The 18,450-nt window shown below is 66.8% G+C and carries 12 protein-coding genes and 2 pseudogenes; 8 read left to right on the top strand and 6 right to left on the bottom strand.

The annotated features are described in order from the left end of the window. Both FRZ44_RS11205 and FRZ44_RS11200 read left to right on the top strand, forming a co-directional pair. Entirely contained in the window at nt 1-1,110 is a 1,110-nt protein-coding gene (locus FRZ44_RS11205; protein WP_151177266.1) for a hypothetical protein, read from the top strand. A gap of 123 nt (nt 1,111-1,233) precedes the next feature. Continuing rightward, entirely contained in the window at nt 1,234-2,346 is a 1,113-nt protein-coding gene (locus FRZ44_RS11200; protein ID WP_151177265.1) for a hypothetical protein, read from the top strand. A 33-nt stretch (nt 2,347-2,379) separates the two neighbouring features. Here FRZ44_RS11200 and FRZ44_RS11195 read toward each other — a convergent pair whose 3' ends face one another. The 3 genes from FRZ44_RS11195 to FRZ44_RS11185 are packed head-to-tail and all read right to left on the bottom strand — an operon-like array spanning nt 2,380 to nt 4,726. Continuing rightward, nucleotides 2,380-3,159, bottom strand: coding sequence for an HpcH/HpaI aldolase family protein (locus FRZ44_RS11195; RefSeq protein WP_151177264.1), 780 nt, complete (start codon nt 3,157-3,159; stop codon nt 2,380-2,382). A 58-nt stretch (nt 3,160-3,217) separates the two neighbouring features. Continuing rightward, on the bottom strand, nt 3,218-4,027 hold the full coding sequence (locus FRZ44_RS11190) for a class I SAM-dependent methyltransferase (RefSeq protein WP_151177263.1): 810 nt from the start codon (nt 4,025-4,027) through the stop codon (nt 3,218-3,220). A 15-nt stretch (nt 4,028-4,042) separates the two neighbouring features. Further along, nucleotides 4,043-4,726, bottom strand: coding sequence for a DUF1345 domain-containing protein (locus FRZ44_RS11185; RefSeq protein WP_191908533.1), 684 nt, complete (start codon nt 4,724-4,726; stop codon nt 4,043-4,045). Between the two features lie 102 nt (nt 4,727-4,828). Here FRZ44_RS11185 and FRZ44_RS11180 point away from each other — a divergent pair, with 102 nt between their 5' ends. After that, nucleotides 4,829-5,557: a hypothetical protein gene (locus FRZ44_RS11180; protein ID WP_151177261.1), complete on the top strand. Its 729-nt coding sequence runs from the start codon at nt 4,829-4,831 to the stop codon at nt 5,555-5,557. Between the two features lie 18 nt (nt 5,558-5,575). Here FRZ44_RS11180 and FRZ44_RS11175 read toward each other — a convergent pair whose 3' ends face one another. Then, complete coding sequence (locus FRZ44_RS11175) at nt 5,576-8,053, bottom strand: transketolase (RefSeq protein WP_151177260.1); 2,478 nt, start codon at nt 8,051-8,053, stop codon at nt 5,576-5,578. Nucleotides 8,054-8,245: 192 nt separating this feature from the next. Between FRZ44_RS11175 and FRZ44_RS11170 the strand changes: the two genes are divergently transcribed. From FRZ44_RS11170 to FRZ44_RS11160, 3 genes are all read left to right on the top strand, one after another. Then, nucleotides 8,246-9,298, top strand: coding sequence for a GlxA family transcriptional regulator (locus FRZ44_RS11170; RefSeq protein WP_151177259.1), 1,053 nt, complete (start codon nt 8,246-8,248; stop codon nt 9,296-9,298). Next, nucleotides 9,273-9,581, top strand: coding sequence for a DUF1272 domain-containing protein (locus FRZ44_RS11165; RefSeq protein ID WP_151177258.1), 309 nt, complete (start codon nt 9,273-9,275; stop codon nt 9,579-9,581). The genes FRZ44_RS11170 and FRZ44_RS11165 overlap by 26 nt, the downstream gene beginning before the upstream one ends. Before the next feature lie 154 nt (nt 9,582-9,735). Then, entirely contained in the window at nt 9,736-10,470 is a 735-nt protein-coding gene (locus tag FRZ44_RS11160) for a hypothetical protein (protein ID WP_151177257.1), read from the top strand. An 18-nt stretch (nt 10,471-10,488) separates the two neighbouring features. Here the strand turns inward: FRZ44_RS11160 and FRZ44_RS11155 are convergent, their stop codons facing one another. Continuing rightward, entirely contained in the window at nt 10,489-12,849 is a 2,361-nt protein-coding gene (locus tag FRZ44_RS11155) for a DUF1989 domain-containing protein (protein ID WP_151177256.1), read from the bottom strand. A 466-nt stretch (nt 12,850-13,315) separates the two neighbouring features. Between FRZ44_RS11155 and FRZ44_RS11150 the strand changes: the two genes are divergently transcribed. Beyond that, nucleotides 13,316-14,719 carry a 3' terminal RNA ribose 2'-O-methyltransferase Hen1 gene (locus FRZ44_RS11150; protein WP_151177255.1) on the top strand — a complete coding sequence of 468 codons (1,404 nt, stop codon included), beginning with the start codon at nt 13,316-13,318 and terminating at the stop codon, nt 14,717-14,719. After that, a pseudogene (locus FRZ44_RS11145) lies at nt 14,716-17,280 on the top strand (polynucleotide kinase-phosphatase). Before FRZ44_RS11150 ends, FRZ44_RS11145 begins: the two are co-directional and overlap by 4 nt. A gap of 121 nt (nt 17,281-17,401) precedes the next feature. Here the strand turns inward: FRZ44_RS11145 and FRZ44_RS11140 are convergent. After that, nucleotides 17,402-18,409: pseudogene (locus FRZ44_RS11140) on the bottom strand (IS30 family transposase); the annotation flags it as partial. Between the last annotated feature and the right edge of the window lie 41 nt (nt 18,410-18,450).

The following is an 18,450-nucleotide window of genomic DNA, read 5'->3' as shown; positions in this document are numbered from 1 at the left end:
ATGCGTGCCCTGTTCCTCGTTCCCCTGCTCCTGCTTCTCGCCCCCGCCGCCCAGGCGGCCGATCGTTTCACCGAAGGCAGCTGGAGTGGCGGCGCCGAGTACGATTCCAGCGGCAAGTTCCAGCGCTGCTCGATGACGGGCGAGTTCATGCCCGGCGAGTTCGTGACCTTCTCGAACACCGCCGACGGCAGCCTGGCGATGACCGTCACCAACAAGAACGTCGCGCTGACGGCGGGACAATCGCGCCCGGCCCAGATCCTGTCGGATTTTCCGCCGCTGACCGCCGAGATCACGAACTACGACAAGAACAGCGCCGGCATGACCTTCACGGACCCCGGCCCGATGTATCAGCGGCTGCGCGTCGCCTCCTGGGTGGGGATCAACCCCACCCATGAGCAACCCATGGTCTATCCGCTGAACCTGGTCGATCGCGGGCTGCAGCGGCTGCTCGCCTGCACCATGCGCGAGATGGGCTTCGCGAATTACGGCTCCCAGGCGGTCGGCGATCCCTTCGGCGCCGGCCTGCCCTACCCGGCGGACACCACCAGCACGCAATATGTCGGCAATGCCCCGCGCGACACGCCGCAGTTCCATCCGCTCGACCAGGCGACCCTCAGCCAGCTCGCCAACAATCTTCTGTCGCGCGCCGGCATCGCCCGGCCGCACTTCCTGAGCGCCGAGGAGCGCCAGAACTTCGCGCCGGGATTCCCGCTCCTCTGGGTCGATTCCAAGAGCACCGGCGGGGCCCTGGTGGGCTACGAGTTCACCTCGGCGCACGCGCCCATGCCGCTGCTGGTGGGAATAGCCGGCACCCTGACGCTCTATAACGACGCCGCCAGCTGCCAGGGCGTCTTCGATTCACGGATCGAGGATCTGACGGCGACGGCGGGATTCGCCACGCGGCGCATCCACACCGTCTGCCAGCGCCCCGACCTGCAGAACGCCTATATGGCCGACTACCTGATCTTTGCGCCGGACGCGGATCGCCTGGTCAAGCTCGCGGTCCAGCGGCGGGGTCTCGACGGCCATGACGGTGACAGCACAGTGCCCCACAGCGACGCGCTCCTGGCGGCGGCCGTCCAGACGCTGAGGAGCAAGGCCGGCGAATAAGACGGCCCGGGCCGGACGGCTGCCGGACGGCCGGACGCCCATAATCGCCACCGGCGATCGGGGCCGGACCGTGCTAAAAGCGGCGCCGTCCAGATCCTCTTCCTTGGCCCGGAGTCGCCCTCGATGCGTGCCCTGCCGACCGCCGTCCTGCTCCTCCTGCTCAGCCCGGCGGCCCAGGCGGCCGACCAGTTCACCATCGGTCATTGGGACGGCACCGCCCGTTACGACGAGAGCGGCAGCTTCGTGCGCTGCTCCATGACGACCGAGTTCGTCACCGGCGAGTTCGTCACCTTCTCGAACGCCAAGGACGGCAGCTTCGTCGTCAGCTTCACCAACAAGCATGCCGATCTGAAGAGGGGCCAGGCGGAATCGGCCGAGATCATCGTCGGCGAATATCCGCCGCTGCCGGCCCTCCTCACCAACTACGACGCGAACACCGCGGGCATGACCTTCGACAATCCGGGCCCGATCTATCAGCGGCTGCGGATCGGCACCCGCATCGCGGTCAATCCCGCGACGGGCGAGTCCATGGTCTATCCCCTGAGCCAGGTCAATCGCGGGCTGCAGCGGCTGCTGGCCTGCACCATGCGCGAGATGGGCTTCGCCAATTATGGCAACCAGGCGGTGGGCGATCCCTTCGGCGCCGGGATTCCGGTCCCGGCCGATGATGGCACCACCCAGACGATCGGCCACGGCCCCACCAGCACCGCACAGTTCCGGCCGATGGAGCCTTCGGCGCTGACCGATCTCGCCAACGGCCTGCTGGCGAAGGCCGGCATCGCGAATGCCCGCATCCTGCCCGATGCGGAGCGCGGGAAATTGGCGCCGGGCTTCCCGCTGTTCTGGCTCGATTCCGACCGTTCGGGCGGCGGCCTTTCCGGCTACGAGCTGACCCCGCGCCACGCACCGATCGCCTATCTGGTCGGCATGACCGGCACGCTCACGCTCTTCAACGACGCCGCCAGCTGCCGCGGCGTGTTCGATTCCCGCATCGAGGATCTGAGCGGCAAGGCGGGTTTCCCGGCGCGGCGCATCCACACCGTCTGCCGGCGCGCCAATCCCCAGAACGCCTATGTCGCCGACTACATGATCCTGGCGCCCGACGAGAACCGGCTGCTCAAGCTCGCCGTCGCCCGGAAGGGCCTCGATGCGCAGGAGGCCGACGCCGAGGTGCCGCACAGCGACACGCTGCTGACGGCGGCGCTGCAGACGCTGAAGGGTGCCGTCGGGCAGTAGGCGCCGTCGCCCGAGGAGGGCGGTGCCTGCGCTTCAGCGTTTCGGCTTGAGATGGGCGCGCAGAGCCTGGCTCGCCGCGCGGGCGCCGTCCATCAGGTAGCTGGTGTCGATGCCGTAGGTGAAGTAGGTGAACCCCATCTCCTGATAGGCGGCGAAGAAATCCAGCGAGGTGACATCGATGCCCATCGCCTTGCCGTGCTTCTTCGCGGCTTCGGCGACGCGGCGGATGGCAGCGGTCAGCTCGGCATGGCGCTCGCCCGGCTTGAGTCCCATCGAGCCCGCCATGTCCGCCGGACCGACATAGAGCACGTCCACGCCCGGCAGCGCCGCGATGGCGTCGATCGCGTCGACGGCCGCCTTGCTCTCGATCTGCAGCACGACGCAGGTGCGTTCGTTCGCCGTCGCCACATAGTCGAGATAATTGTCGTAATAGTTGGAGGCCCGCCAGGGCCCGATCCCGCGCCGGCCCAGCGGCGGATATTTCGTGGCATCGAGCGCGGCCTTGGCCTGGGCCGCGTTCTCGATCATCGGCACCATGACGCCCGTCACGCCCGCATCGAGCGCGCCGCGGATCAGGTCGACGCTGTTGGTGCGCGGCCGGTAGATCACCGGGCAGCCATGCAGCTCGGTCGAGGGCAGCAGATTGCTGACCGCATCGGGCGGCACCGGCGCATGCTCCCCGTCGAGCAGCAGGAAATCGAAGCCGCCCTGCGCCAGGGTCTCCGCGACCATGGGATGCGGAACGGTGAACCAGCTGCCGATCACGGTCTCACCGGCCCTGATGCGGCTGACGAGGTTCGACTCCTTATTCATCTATGCCCCCGGTTCCTTCCGATAATTTCTACAACACGGTCCGCTGCCGCTGTCGCGGTTATTTCCGCACCTCGACGACGATCGCCTGCTGCCCGCACTGGATCGGCCCGTTGCCGAAGCGAGCCGCGACCGCCCTGGTCGCGATCTCCGTGACCTCCGCGAGGCGCTTCGGATCGCGCGCTTCGATCTCGTTGCGCAAGGGCGAGCCCTGGCAGAAGCCGATCACGGGATCGCGCGGCGACGAGGCAAGGATCTGCTTCTTCACGGTTTCGGATTTGATCGCGCCGAAACCGGCCGCCTCCAGATCGCGGCGGATCGCGGCCAGGTCGTGGTAACCGTGCGGGGCCCGGCGAAGGAACTGGGGCGGATCTTGCGGAAAACAGGCCGCGACCGCGTCGGTCACCACCAGGCTCACCTCGTTCTCCTCGAGCTGGTCCCAGACATTGAAGAGAAAACGGCCGCCGGGCTTCAGCACCCGGCGCGCCTCCCGGAATGCCTTCGGCTTGTCCGGGAAGAACATGGCGCCGAACTGGCAGACCACAGCGTCGAACTCCTCGTCCTTGAAGGGCAGCGCCAGGGCGTCGGCCTGATGCCAGCGGACTCGCGGCGACCGCAGCTTCGTCATCGCGTGATCAAGCATCGCCTGGTTGAGGTCCGTCGCGGTGACGGCGACCTTCGGCGGCAGCGCCCGATCGAGCGCGCGCGTCACGATCCCCGTTCCCGCCGCGATCTCGAGCAGCCGGCCTTCCTTCAGGTCCGCCAGGCGCCGGACCATGTCCTGGGCGTAGGGCTCGAACAGCAGCGGCCCCAGATATCGGTCATACAAACCCGGAATCGATCCGGCGAAGACCTTGTCGCTGTCGGTCATCGGTTGCCTCCTGGATCAGTGCGCCTGCGCCACCACGATATTCACGGCGAGCGCCAGCAGCACGGTGTTGAAGAAGAACGAGACAATGCCATGAAACAGGGTCAGGCGGCGAACTTCCGTCGTCAGCGTCTGCACGTCGGAGACTTGCGCCGTCATGCCGACGACGAAGGAAAAATAGAGGAAATCCCACATGATCGGGTCGCCGCCGCCGGGAAATTTCAGGCCGCCCGCGTCGCGCTTCTTGCCGTCCTTGTCGTCGACCCTGGCATAGTAGAGATGCGCGTAATGGAAAGACGCCGCCATATGCAGCGTGAGCCAGCCCAGCGGCACATTGGCGACCGAAAGCCAGAGACCGATGCGACTCACCTCCCCGCCGCTCCGGTTCAGCAGGATGAAGATCGAGCCGATGCTGAGGGCGACCGCGACCAGCGTCATGCCGGCGATCAGGCCGAAGCCCTCGTCCTCGACGCTGGCCCGCTGCCGCATCCGGCTCGGCGCCTCGTAAAGCGCGAGCAGCATCGTCAGCACCAGATAGATCGCGAAGAAGGCGTCGCCCGCCAGCAGGATCGGCAAGGGCGGCGGCAGGACCGACAAGGGGACGATCTGGAGCAGCAGCCAGATGACGAGGCCCAGGAACGCGGCGATATAGAACCGCGCGTGATGCAGCAGATGGGCACGAGCCGATGCGAATCCGATCACGTCCTGCCTCGCCTTCACCGCGCGAGATGAACAAAACTTCATCCCGCGTCGATCATTTGTTAGAGCCCGCACTCGGCGAAAGACTAGCATTTCCGCCATCCTTTGCGCATTCCGCGCGACAAAATGGGGGAACCACCGATGGGCGAGTATGAAGTCGGCCGCGACCTTCAGGAACTGCGGTCACGGATCGAGCGGCTGGAACATGGTTGCGATCATCATGGCCATCGCGAAGGGCCGCATGATGCGCCCTGGCGTCCGGGGCGCCCCGGCCGCTACGGGGAGTCAGCCGGTTTCATCGTGCATTCCCCGGAAGTCGGCATCGATATCCAGAGGAAGCCGGTTCTCTGGAAGGCCGACAAGGCCTTCAAGATGCCACCGGTGTTCTCGGGATTGCTCGGATACGGACATCACGCCCAGTTCGACAGCGCGCAGTCACAAAGCTGGGGCTGCCATCCCGAACCATTGATCCTCAACGTCACCTGGAATGCGGGTGGAACGGACGAACTCTATCGCCTGGTCAATCAAGTCCTCTCGATCATGCGCGTCAGGGACCCGAACACGGGTACCACCTCGGCCTCCGTCGTCTATTCCGCGCAGCTGATCGCGTCGGGCCGCGGCAAGTTCGCACAAGTCAACTATCCGTGGCCCGCCTTCAACGGAACCCTGCGCAATGCCGGGGGCGCGGCGCTCTCCTTCTTCAGCGGCTACATCGACTTCAACTGCCAGGACAACAAGCCGTTCAATGTTTTCGGCACCTACGCCCCCGCCCTCTATGACCTCGTCGCCGGCGGAACCTGGGTGCTGACGGGCGGCAATGTGGACGGCTGCTGACCGGATCGCCGGCCTGTTCTATAGCTTGGCAATGTAGTCCCGCGCCCGCGCCGATTTCCGTCCGAGCGCCGCCAGCGACGCCTCGACGATCGCCTTCTCGTCGATGCGGTAATAGCGGTAGAGATCGCCGATGGTTCCCGTCTGGCCAAAATGCTCGACGCCCAGCGCCTGCACCCGATGGCCGCGCACGCCGCCCAGCCAGGAGAGTGCCGCCGGGTGGCCGTCCAGCACGGTCACCAGCGCCGCGTCGCGGGCCAGCGGCGCCAGCAGCCGCTCGACATAGCTGTCGGGGATCGTCGCTTCATTCTCGTCAACCGCATGGAGCTGACGCTTCTTCTCGGCCGCATGCCAGCCGGCGCAGAGCCGGTCGGCGGAGGTGACGGCCAGCACGGCGATATCGGGAATGTCCTCGGCCAGCAGCCCCGCCGCGCGCTGCGCCTCCTCGGCGACGGCGCCCATATAGCAGACCGCGAGCCGGCATCCAGGCGCCGGCGGGCGCATCCAATAGCCGCCCTGGATGATGCCCTCGGTGATGTCCCCATCCAGTTCCCGCCCCGGCTGCGCCAGGGGCCGCGTCGAAAGCCGCAGATAGACCGAGCCGCCGGTCTCCTCGCGGACCCAGGCCTCGCGCTCCCAGGCTTGCGACTTGGCCTGCTTGTCGCGCTGCATATAGGCGAAGCCCCATTTCATGATGGCCGCGAGCTCGTCCACATAGGCCGGCTCGAAGGCGGCGATGCCATCCTGGGCGATGCCGATCAAGGGCGTCGCGATCGATTGATGCGCCCCGCCCTCCGGCGCCAGTGTGATGCCCGAGGGCGTGGCCACCAGCAGGAAGCGCGCATCCTGGTAGCAGGCATAGTTGAGCGCATCGAGGCCGCGCTGGATGAAGGGATCGTAGAGCGTGCCGATGGGCAGCAGCCGCTGATCCATCAGGCTGTGGGTGAGGCCCAGGGCGCCCAGCATCAGGAACAGATTGTTCTCGGCGATGCCGAGCTCGATATGCTGGCCCTCGGGGCCGCCGCCCCATTTCTGCGGCGAGGTCAGGCGGCGCAGCTGGAACGGGTCCTCCTGCGCGGCGAAGGAGAAGCGCCCGCGGCGATTGACCCAGGGCCCGAGATTGGTCGAGACCGTGACGTCGGGCGAGGTGGTGACGATCCGGGCAGCGAGCTCCGAGCTGCCGGCGGCAAGCTCGTTCAGGATCTTGCCGAAGCCCTCCTGCGTCGACATCGTCTGGCCCTTGGGGCAGGGAAAATCCTCGGGCACCGGCAGCGCCGGCGGATGATGGCGGCGGGTCGCGGTCGAGCGGAACGGCACTCCGGCCAGGAAGCGCTCCAGCTCGGCCATGGAGCCTTCGAGCCCCTCGAACGGGTCCCATTCATGGCCGGGCCGCACCCGGTTCTCGGAGCGGAACTGCTCCATCTGCGCCGGCGTCATCAGCCCGGCATGATTGTCCTTATGACCGGCGAAGGGCAGCCCATGGCCCTTGACCGTATAGGCGATGAAACAGACCGGCCGGTCGCGGCCGGCGGCGCGGAAGGCGTCGAGCAGCAGCCCCAGATCATGGCCGCCGAGATTGGTCATGAGCCGCGCCAGGCCCGCATCGTCGTAGCGCGCGAGCAGCTCGGGCACGCCGCGTTCGCCGCCGATATCCGCTTCGAGCTGGCGGCGCCATCCGGCGGCGCCCTCGTAAGTCAGCGCCGAATAGATGCTGTTCGGGCAGGAATCGATCCATTGCCGCAGCGCCTCACCGCCCGGCTGCCTGAAGGCCTCCGTCAGCAGCCGCCCATATTTGAGCGTCACCACCTCCCAGCCCATATTGAGGAAGAGATGCTCGACCTTCTCGAACAGGCGGTCGCTCGCGACCGCGTCGAGGCTCTGGCGGTTGTAATCGACGACCCACCAGCAATCCTTGAGACCGTGCTTCCAGCCCTCGAGCAGCGCCTCATAGACATTGCCCTCGTCGAGCTCGGCATCGCCCACCAGCGCTACCATGCGGCCCGGCTGCAGCCCCTTCGCCCAGGGCTTGGCCTTCAGATAATCGCGCGCCAGGCTGCCCATGATGGTGATGGCCGCGCCCAGCCCGACCGAGCCGGTCGAGAAATCCACATCGTCCTGGTCCTTGGTCCGCGACGGGTAGGACTGTGCCCCACCGAAGCCGCGGAAGCGCTCGAGCTGGTCGCGCGACTGGTTGCCCAGCAGATACTGGATCGCGTGGAAGATCGGGCTCGCATGCGGCTTGACCGCCACCCGGTCCTGCGGCTCGAGGATCGAGAAATAGAGCGCCGTCATCACGGTCGCGAGCGAGGCGGACGAGGCCTGGTGGCCGCCGACCTTGAGGCCGTCCTCGTTCCCGCGGATATGGTTCGCGTTGTGGATGGTCCAACTGGCGAGCCACAGCACCTTGCGTTCGAGCTCGGCCAGCAGCGCCAGCTCGCGCTCGCGGGCTTCGGCCGAAACGATGTCGCGCGCGGCGGCGCTGGCGGAAGACGGGGACATGAGGGAAGGCTCCGTCCAGGGTTGGGAGCCAGAAGCCTAGCAGGAGTTCGGGGCGGCCCCAAGATGGCTCAGAATGGCTGACCTTTCCTGGCGAGCGCCGACTTCGGGGCGCTGCCCGCCCTGGCCCGGTTTGGCAGAAAAAGAGGGGTCAATGTCATTGCTGCCATTCCCTCCGGTACCGATAATTTGCTCATGACACGGCCTCCTCCCCGACGCCCCCTCGCCCGATCGGCCAAGCCGCGCAGCATCGCCATGCTCGCGATCGAGAACGCCCAGATCCTGGACGTGATCGGCCCGCTCGAGGTTTTCGGCAGCGCCAACCGCTGGCTGACCGCCAACGGCCTTGCCGTCGCGCCGCCCTACCGCCTCCAGATCCTCGCCGAGCGCGCCGGGCCGGTCACCATGAACAGCGGGCTCCAGCTCGTCGCCACCCATGCCCTCTCCGCGAAAAAGCCGCCGCTCGACAGTTTCCTCGTCGCCGGTGGCAGCGGTGTCTGGCAGGCGAGGGAGAACCGGCGCCTGATCCGATGGATCGGCGAGAGGGCAACGTCCTCGCAGCGCGTCGCGTCGGTCTGCAGCGGCGCGTTCCTTCTGGCCGCCACCGGACTCCTGAACGGGCGTGCCGCCACCACGCACTGGTCCGACTGCCCCCGGCTTGCCCGGGAGTTCCCCGAGATCAGAGTCGAACCGGACCGCATCTTCGTGCGCGACGGCAAGTTCTACAGCTCGGGCGGCGTCACGGCCGGCATGGACCTGGCCCTCCACCTCCTCGAGCAGGATTGGGGCCGCGAGGTCGCCGTCGAGGTGGCGCGCGAGCTGGTCCTGTTTCTGCGCCGTCCCGGCGGCCAGTCGCAGTTCAGCCCGCATCTCGTGGCCGAGGCAGGCCGCGACCCGATCCGCCAGGCGCAGCGCCATATCCTCGACCATCCCGAGGCCGACCTGTCGGTCCCTGCCCTCGCCGCCATCGCTGCGATGAGCCCGCGCAACTTCGCGCGGGCCTTCGTCGCCGATACCGGCCTGACGCCGGCGAAGTTCGTCGAGCAGGCGCGGATCGACGCGGCCAGGCTGCGCCTCGAACAGTCCGCGGCATCGATCGACGCCATCGCGCGCGATTGCGGCTTCGGCGCCCCCGAACGGATGCGCCGGGCCTTTCATCGCCATCTCTCGATCGATCCGTCGAGCTATCGCAAGACCTTCAGCAGCACGTCAGGAGGCCTCCATGCTGGAACTTCGCCCCAATTGTGAGTATTGCAACAAGGACCTGCCGCCGCACGCGACCGAGGCGCGGATCTGCACCTATGAATGCACGTTCTGCGCGGATTGCGTGGAACGGCATCTCGCCAATGTCTGCCCCAATTGCGGCGGCGGCTTCGCGCCACGCCCGATCCGCCCGGTGGTCGAGCGCCGCCCCGGCCTCTCGCTCGCCAAGCGCCCGGCCTCGACCCAGCGCGTGCATCTGAGCTACGACAAGGCCGAGATCGCCGCCTTCTCGCGAGCCGTACACGATATCCCGCCGGAGAGGCGGTAGCGTTCCTTTCCCTGCGCCATGTCACGGGCAGAGGCGAAGAAGCATTCCTGACTCCTTGTTCGCTTCCCGCAAACCGGACAAGATGAACGCTCGACAGAGGGGATCGAACCAACCTGATGGAACGGGTCGCCAGTCAACAAGCCGCGGAAACCGCATGACCCGGATCGTGTTTTTCTGGGTCGGACCGGATGTCACCATCCCGTCCTATCTGGTGAAGTCCCTGGCGCTGTTCCCCGACAGCGATCGGGAGATCGTCCAACTGACCGACCAGGAGACGCCGGCGATCGAGGGCGTCACCCGCGTTGTCCGCAATCGGCTGTCGAAAAACATCATGGTCGCCCGGCTCGAATCCTACGCGGCCGTGAGCATCGACGAGCGCTTCAGCTTCTTCTGCGATGCCGATCTTCTGTTCCTCGACCGACTCCAGCTGACGGCCGCCCCGGCGCGCGACATCCTGATCATGCGCCGGCCCAACAACATGCTGGTCAAATCCCATTTCCCCGAGCATTACCCCGAGTTCGACGGCAAGACCTTTCTCGAGGTCATGCCCTTCCTGTTCGGCGGCATCGCAGTCAGGAACGCGGCGGGATTTTTCCCGGAGCTGCTGCAGATCTGCATGCGGCTGCCCGAGCGATTCCACCGCTGGTACGGGGACCAGGTCTCGCTCTTCGAGGCCTATAAGCTCAACCCGACGGCTTTCGGTTTTCTCGATTCCAGGGTCTATCAGTTCCCCATGAAAGGCGTCGCCAGCCCGGCGGAGCTGCTGTCGCTTCGGGGTTCGGGCGTCCAGGTCATCCATTTCAAGGGCTCTCAATACAAGACCCTGATGGAGCCCACCTACCGGAATCTGGCGGAGGCGGTGAGAGCGCGAGCGGAGAGGAAAGATTAGGCGGCTGGCGGAAACGCCCTACGACCGCGGCTTGAGCTTGTCCGGATCGTAGAACGGGAATCGCACGACGGTCGCGGGAATGCGCTTCTGCTGGCCGTCGAGCTTGCCGACCTCGACCTCGGTGCCGATCGCGGCATAGGCGATGTCCATGCGGCAGAGGGCGATGTTCTTCTTCAGGATCGGCGAGCGGCAACCCGAGGTGACGACGCCCACCTGGGCGCGCCCGACATGGACGCAGTTGCCGTGGGAGGCCGCCTCGTTGCCTTCGAGCTCGAGGCCGACGAGCGTCCGCTGCGGATGCTCCTTCCGCCGCAGCACGGCCTCGCGGCCGATGAACTCCTCATTGCCCTTGACCGCGACGGTGAAGCCGATGCCGGCCTCGAACGGATCGACCTGGTCGTTGAACTCGGCACCGAAGAAGACCAACCCCGCCTCGATCCGCAGCATGTCAAGCGCATCGAGGCCCAGCGGCTTCAGCCCGTGCGGCTGTCCCGCCACCCACACCGCATCCCAGACTTTCAGCGCGTCCTTGGGATGGCAGAAGAGCTCGTAGCCCAGCTCGCCGGTATAGCCGGTGCGCGACGCGATCACCGGCGTGCCGTCATAGCCGCCGATCCGTCCGATGGTGAAATGGAACCAGCCGATCTCCTCGAGCTTGGGATTGGCCGGCGCGGTCCAGACGATCTCCTTGAGGATGTCGCGGCTCTTGGGACCCTGGATCGAGATATTGTGCAACTGGTCGGTCGAGCTCTTGACCCAGGCGCGCAGGCCCCGCTTCGCCGCCTGCTCGCGCAGCCACTGGCCGGTATATTCGTCGCCGCAGACCAGCCGGAACTTGTCGGCACCCAGCCGGAAGACGATCGCATCGTCGAGCATCCCGCCGCTCTCGTAACAGAGCGCGGTATAGACGCATTGCAGGTCGGCGAGGCGCTTGATGTTGCGGGTGCAGGTGAGCTGCAACAGCGTCTCGGCGTCGGGGCCCAGCACCTCGAATTTCCGGAGCGCGCTCAGATCGAGGACGATCGCCGCCTCGCGCGCGGCCCAGTATTCGTCGACGGCGCCGGTTGCGGTGTAGCGCGACGGCAGCCAGAAGCCGCGATACTCCGTGAAGTTGCGGGTCAGCGCCGAGGTGCGCGGATGGAAGGCGGTCTCGCGCGTCAAGCGCGGTTCTGAATCGGCTGACATGCGGAAGGCGATCGCTCGCTGAAAGTCGGATTTCGCGGGATAGATGCGGACATGGATATCGGTCGGATTCCAGGCATTGGTCGCGTCGATATCGTCGGGACAGGCCGAGGAGGCGCAGACCAGGTCGGTCATGGCGCGCAGCAGCACATAGTCGCCCGGCCGCGACCAGGGATCCTCGAGGAAGATCGCGTTCTGGCTGGTGAGGCCGGTGTTGTAGAAGAGATTGATGCAGGGCCAGCCACGCTTGGGCACCACGCCGAAGGACGCAAGGCTGCTGTTGAAGTTCTCCGAGCAGCTCGGATGGCCGGGATAGCCTGAATCCTCGTAAAAGCGCGCGGTGCAGGCGAGCCCGAAGGCATCATGCCGTCCGACGGTGTCCTGGACCACCTCGACCAGCGGCTGCAGGTCGGTCGAAAAGAACTTCGAAGCGAGACCGGGGCCCGGATAGAGCAGCCCGGTCATGGTGCGGGTCGCGGTCATGTCGAAGCCGCGGTCGATGCCCTTCTCCAGCAGACGCGCATCGACGGCGACGAAGTCCGAGCATTGCCGGCCGGCGACATCGATGATCTGGATATATTCGCCGGCCTTCACCTCGTAGCCCCGCGCCGTGCATTTCGCCACCCGCAGCTCCTCGCGGAAATCCGCCAGCGGCTCGGGCAGCGGCGGCTCGATCAGCGGGGTCGCGGTGGCGCGATGGACCACGAGGGTGAGATCGGTCGGCGCGTCCTGCGCATCGACCGCCATCGGCCCGCCCGCCGCATGGAAGATCGCGATGCCTTCGCGCGCCACCGCCATTTCGACGGTCTCGCCCGGCCGGGAATCGCGCGCGAAAAGGAGACCGGCGCGGCTCACCCGCGACGGCAGGTTCCGCTGGCGCAGCTGCGACGCGACGGCACGGGATTCCGGGTCGCCGCCGGCGAGCAGCCGATTGATGCCGGCGGACTCGCGGACCGCATCCAGCCCCAGCGCGCCCAGATCCTCCTGGCCATCGGGCGCGAAGGCCGCGATCTCGCAAGGCTGGCGCCCCTCGCGGTCCGTGACCGTCACACGGTCGCCGCGGAAGAGATGGAGGATGACGGCGCCGCCGCCCCGCAACAGATGCCGTTCGGTTCCCGGCCGGAACAGCGGCAGCCCCGGCTCGCGCAGGCGCGGCCGCGGGGCCGATGCGTTCGGTGTCGGCGTGACCAGGTTCATGACGGCAATTATCGCGTCCGCAGAGCCCTTTCCGCAAGACCGCTATCGGATTGCCTGAGCCGGATTGGTGTTGGATTGGACTCCCGGAAAGCGAAGCCCCCGGGGCCCGCCTTCGCTGCAAGGGGGTTCCTTGTCCTCACGCTTCTTGACGAATGGCGGCAATACAATCATAAGATGCGCCGCTTTCGCACCCTGCCGCCTCGCGGTTGGCAGGGCGCCCGACAGGAACAATGACAATGCTTCTCACGGCTCGCGGTCATTCGGATTCGATAGCCTCCGGCGCCCATTCGCGCCCGGAACGGAATCCCGTGCTGCCCGCCGCAGCGGGAAGCGGTCTGACCGTGACTTAGCCATTCGACCCTCCTTGGCTGTCCGATCCGACCCTCCCGCGAACCAGTTCCGGGAGGGTTTTTTGTTGCCTCGCGGACCGACCTGACATCACGACCCAAAACGCACGGCATTCCTCATGTTGCTGACCATCTCCACCACCCACCGCCCCGCCACCGATCTGGGATTCCTGCTCCACAAGAACCCAGACCGGCTGCATGAGAAGGAGCTGGCCTTCGGCCGCGCCCTCGCCTTTTTCCCGGAGGCGGGCGAGGACCGCGCGACCTTTGCCCTCACCGTCGATATCGACCGGGTCCAGCTCGTGCGCGGCAAGGGCGATGGCGAGGGATTGCTCGATCAGTATGTGAACGACCGCGCCTATGCCGCCTCGTCCTTCCTCTCGGTGGCCCTGGGCAAGGTACTGAACACGGCGATGGCCGGGCGCTCGAAGCATCGCCCGGGACTGACCGACACCCGCCTGCCCCTGGTCGCGACCGTGGAGCCGATCGCGGCCCGCGGCCGCGACGGCATGGCCGCGCGGCTGTTCGAGCCGCTGGGCTATCAGGTCCAGGCGCAGCCGCACATGCTGGACCTGGAGCGCCTCGACTGGGGCGCCAGTCCCTATGTCACGCTTCGGCTCGAGGGAATGCTGACGGTGCGCGAGATGCTGACGCATCTCTATGTGCTGATTCCGGTGCTCGACAATTCGAAGCATTTCTATGTGAACGCCGACGAGATGGAGAACCTCCTCGCCAAGGGCGCCGGCTGGCTCGATGGCCATCCGGAGAAGGAGTTCATCGTGAACTGTGCCCTTCGGCGAAAGCCGGGCCTGGTTCGCGAGGCGCTGGCACGCCTGTCGGAAACGGCGGCCAGCGACGAGGAATTCGCGCCCGAGATCAAGAATGCCGGCGAGGAGACGCTCGAGACACCGATCCGGCTCAACGATCAGCGCATGGAGACGGTGACGGCGACGCTGCTGGCGAGCGGCGCCCGGCGCGTGGTCGATCTGGGCTGTGGCGAAGGCCGGCTGCTGCGCGAACTCAAGGACCATCGCCAGTTCGAGGAGATCGTCGGCGTGGACGCCTCGCTCCACAGCCTGGAGCGGGCCGAGAAGCGGCTGAAGTTCGACCGCATGGCCGAGCGCCAGCGGGCACGCTTCAAGCTGCTCCACGGCGCCCTCACCTATCGCGACCGGCGGCTGGCCGGCTATGACGCGGCGGCCCTGGTCGAGGTCGTCGAGCATGTCGATGCGGACCGGCTGCCGGCCCTGGAGCGGGCCGTGTTCGAGTTCATGGCGCCGCCGACGGTCGTCGTGACCACGCCCAACCGCGAATATAACGCGCTGTTCGAGGGCATGGCGCCCGGTGCCATGCGCCACCGCGACCATCGCTTCGAATGGACGCGGGCCGAGTTCGAGGGTTGGGCGGCGGCGGCCGCCGCAGGCCACGGCTACGCCGTGCGCTTCCAGCCCATTGGCCCGGTCGACGAGGCTTTGGGCGCACCGACGCAGATGGCGGTCTTCACCCGGGGAGCCGCCAGATGAGCCGAATCGATCTTCCCGAATTCAGCCTGGTCGTCCTGGTCGGTGCCAGCGGCTCGGGCAAGTCCACCTTCGCCCGGAAGCATTTCCGGCCGACCGAGATCGTCTCGTCCGATTTTTGCCGTGGCGTCGTCGCCGACGACGAGAACGACCAGACGGTCTCGCCGGCAGCCTTTGCCCTGGTCCATTTCATCGCCGAGCAGCGCCTCGCGGGGCGGCGCCTCACCGTGATCGACGCGACCAACGTCCGACCCGAGGATCGCCGGGCCTATGTCGAGATCGCACGCAAATATCACGCCCTCCCGGTCGCAATCGTCCTCGATCTCGACGAGCGGCTTTGCCACGAGCGCAACGCCGCGCGACCGGACCGCCAGTTCGGCGTCCATGTGGTCCGCAACCATGTGAAGACGCTCCGGCGGAACCTGCGCAACCTCAAGCGCGAGGGCTTCCGTCAGATCCATGAGCTTCACGACCTTGCGCAGATCGAGGCCGCCGAGATCACGCGCCATCCGCTCTGGACCGACCGGCGGACGGAGACCGGGCCGTTCGACATCATCGGCGACATCCATGGCTGCGGCGACGAGCTGGAGGCCTTGCTGGACCGGCTTGGCTATGGCGTGACCTTCTCCGGCGAAGGCGGCGAGCGCAGCTGCACGGTCACGGCGCCGCCCGGCCGGAAGGCGCTCTTCGTCGGCGACCTGGTCGACCGCGGGCCGCGCACGCCCGATGTGCTCCGGCTGGTGATGGGCATGGTCGAATCCGGCCAGGCGCTCTGCATCGTCGGTAACCATGAGAACAAGCTGCTGAAATGGCTCAATGGCCGCGACGTGCAGCGGACGCATGGTCTGGCCGAATCCATCGCCCAGCTCGAAGCCGAGCCGGAATTCTTCCGCCGGCAGCTGCGGGCCTTCCTCGACAAGCTGGTCAGCCACTACTGGCTCGATGGCGGCCGCCTGGCGATCGCCCATGCCGGCATCAAGGCGGAGATGATCGGCCGCGCCTCGGGTGCGGTGCGCGATTTCTGCATGTATGGCGAGAGCACCGGCGAAGTCGACGAGTTCGGCCTGCCGGTCCGCTATCCCTGGGCGCAGGACTATCGCGGCTCGACGCAGATCGTCTATGGCCACACGCCGGTTCCGGAAGCCGAGTGGCTGAACGAGACGATCTGCATCGACACCGGCTGCGTGTTCGGCGGCAAGCTGACCGCCCTGCGCTATCCGGAGCGCGAGTTGGTCTCCGTCCCGGCGGCGCGGACCTATTTCGAGCCGATCCGTCCCCTGGCCGTCTCCGGTCCGGCGCGCGGGGCGCAGGCGGTTGCCGACGACATGCTCGATCTGGCGGATGTCCGCGGCAAGCGCATCATCTCGACGCGGCTGGCCAAGACGGTGACCGTGAACGAGGCCAATGGGGCCGCGGCGCTCGAGGTGATGAGCCGCTTCGCCATGAACCCGAAATGGCTGGCCTATCTGCCGCCGACGATGTCGCCCTCGGAGACCAGTGGCGCCGACGGCTGGCTCGAGCATCCCGCCGAAGCCTTCGCCTATTTCCGCAATCAGGGCGTGACCGCCGTGGTCTGCGAAGAGAAGCATATGGGATCGCGCGCCGTGATCGCGGTCTGCCGTGACGAGGCGGCCGCGCACCGGCGTTTCGGCACCACCGCCGCCGAGACCGGGGCGATCTATACCCGGACCGGGCGTGCCTTCTTCCCAGAGGCGGCAACGACGGAAGCGCTCCTGGCCCGAATCCGGGCGGCGATGGAGGCCTGCGATTTCTGGGATCGCTTCGCCACCGACTGGGCCCTGCTCGATTGCGAGCTCATGCCCTGGTCGGCCAAGGCACAAGGCCTCATCCTCGAGCAATATGCGCCCACCGGCACCGCGGCCCGGATCTCGACCGAGGCCGTCTCGGCGGCCTATGCCGCGGCCCGGGCGCGTGGCGTCGAGCTGGGCGCCCTACCCGAGCAGGCTGCCGGCCGCGTGCAGTTGGCCGAGCGCTTTGCCAGCGTCTATCGGCGCTATTGCTGGCAGGTTGAGAAGATCGCGGACTACCGGATCGCACCTTTCCATCTGCTGGCCACGGAGGGGGTCGCGCATCTGGACAAGACTCATCTGTGGCATATGGCCGAGCTGGCCCAGTTCGCCGCAGGCGGAGATCCCGTGCTAATGGCAACGGCTCATCGGCGCGTCGATCCGTTCGACGAGGCGCAGGTCGCCGAGGCCACCGACTGGTAGCTCGCCATGACCGAGGCCGGCGGCGAGGGCTTCGTGGTGAAGCCGGTCGACTTCATCGCCCATGGCCCGCGCGGGTTGATTCAACCGGCGATCAAATGCCGGGGCCGCGAATATTTACGGATCATCTACGGCATCGATTACGATTCGCCGGAGAACCTGCCGCGCCTGCGCCGCCGTGGCCTGGGACGCAAGCGCGCCCTTGCCTTCCGCGAGTTCGCGCTGGGTGCCGAAGCGATCTACCGCTTCGTCGAGCGCCAGCCGCTGCACCGCGTTCACGAATGCGTTTTCGGCGTGCTGGCCCTGGAGAGCGAGCCGGTGGATCCGAGGTTGTAGAGAGGGGGCAAGCTTTGCTTGCTTATCCCTTCCCCCCTTGCGGGGGAAGGCTAGGAAGGGGGGTGACGCGGTCTCGATATCCGACCAAGCCCCCCCGCCCGCTCGCTCGCGCTCGCGACCTCCCCCGCAATGGGGGGAGGATGGATTCACACTCCAAGTGCAACACTTGGCTGCAGAAGATTTCAGCGGGGCTGTGCCAGTCAAGGCATTTGCGCGGGGTGTTGTTGTAGGCGCGGACCAGATTTGAGAGTTGGCGTGTGGTGAGGGTGTCGAGGTTGGTTTTTCTGGGGATGTTGCGGCGCAATCGCCCGATGGCGTTTTCGACGCCCCCTTTCTGCCAGGGAGCATAGGGGTCGCAGAAGAAGGTCTGGATATCGAGGCGGTGGAGCTCGTAGTGACGGGCGAACTCGGTGCCATTGTCGAAGGTGATGGTCTGGCGCAGGGATTGGGGCAGAGGCCCGAGCAAGCTGGCGATAGCGTCGGCGATCGGCTCGGCATGCTTGCCGTTGGACCGGCCGACGATGAGCAGGCGGGAGGATCGCTCATGCAAGGCGAGGAGGGCCTGGCCGTAGCGGGTGAACATCATGAGATCGGCTTCCCAGTTGCCGGCGACCGAACGGTCCCCGACGGCGGCGGGTCTTTCTGCAATGGAAACACGATCTTGGATGTGCAGGGCCGAGCTGCCGCCCTTGCGGCCGCGGCGGCCGCGTTTGCTCTTGGCGCGGGGCAGGTAATGGCGCCAGCGATAGTCCTTGTGGCGGGTGATCTGGGCCTGGATGAAGCGGTAGATGCTCTCCGGGCTGATGACGTGCCGGCCCTGCTGGCGTTCGAGCCAGCCGCAGACCTGCTCGGGCGACCAGCCTTTCTTCAGGCCGTCGAGGACTTGCCGGCGCAACTTGGCGTCACGTTCCAGACGCGAGCCTCGCCAGCGCCGGGCCCGGGTCTGCTGCTGGGCGTAGACGGCCCGATAGCCGATCTGACGGCCGGTGTTTCGCTTCAGCTCCCGAGAAATCGTCGATGCTGGGCGATCCAGAGCTGCAGCGATCTGGCGGATCGAGTGGTCTTTGGCCTGAAGGCTGGCAAGGATGGCGCGCTCTTCGGCCGAGAGCTGAGTGTATTTTGTTCCCATGGCAACACCCTAATCTGGTGTTGCACTTCGTTTGAAAATTC

Origin of the sequence: Hypericibacter terrae (assembly GCF_008728855.1) — a bacterium.
Classification (GTDB): domain Bacteria; phylum Pseudomonadota; class Alphaproteobacteria; order Dongiales; family Dongiaceae; genus Hypericibacter; species Hypericibacter terrae.
The sequence above is the reverse complement of the archived record's forward strand: the minus strand, read 5'-3'. Positions and strand labels throughout refer to the sequence as shown.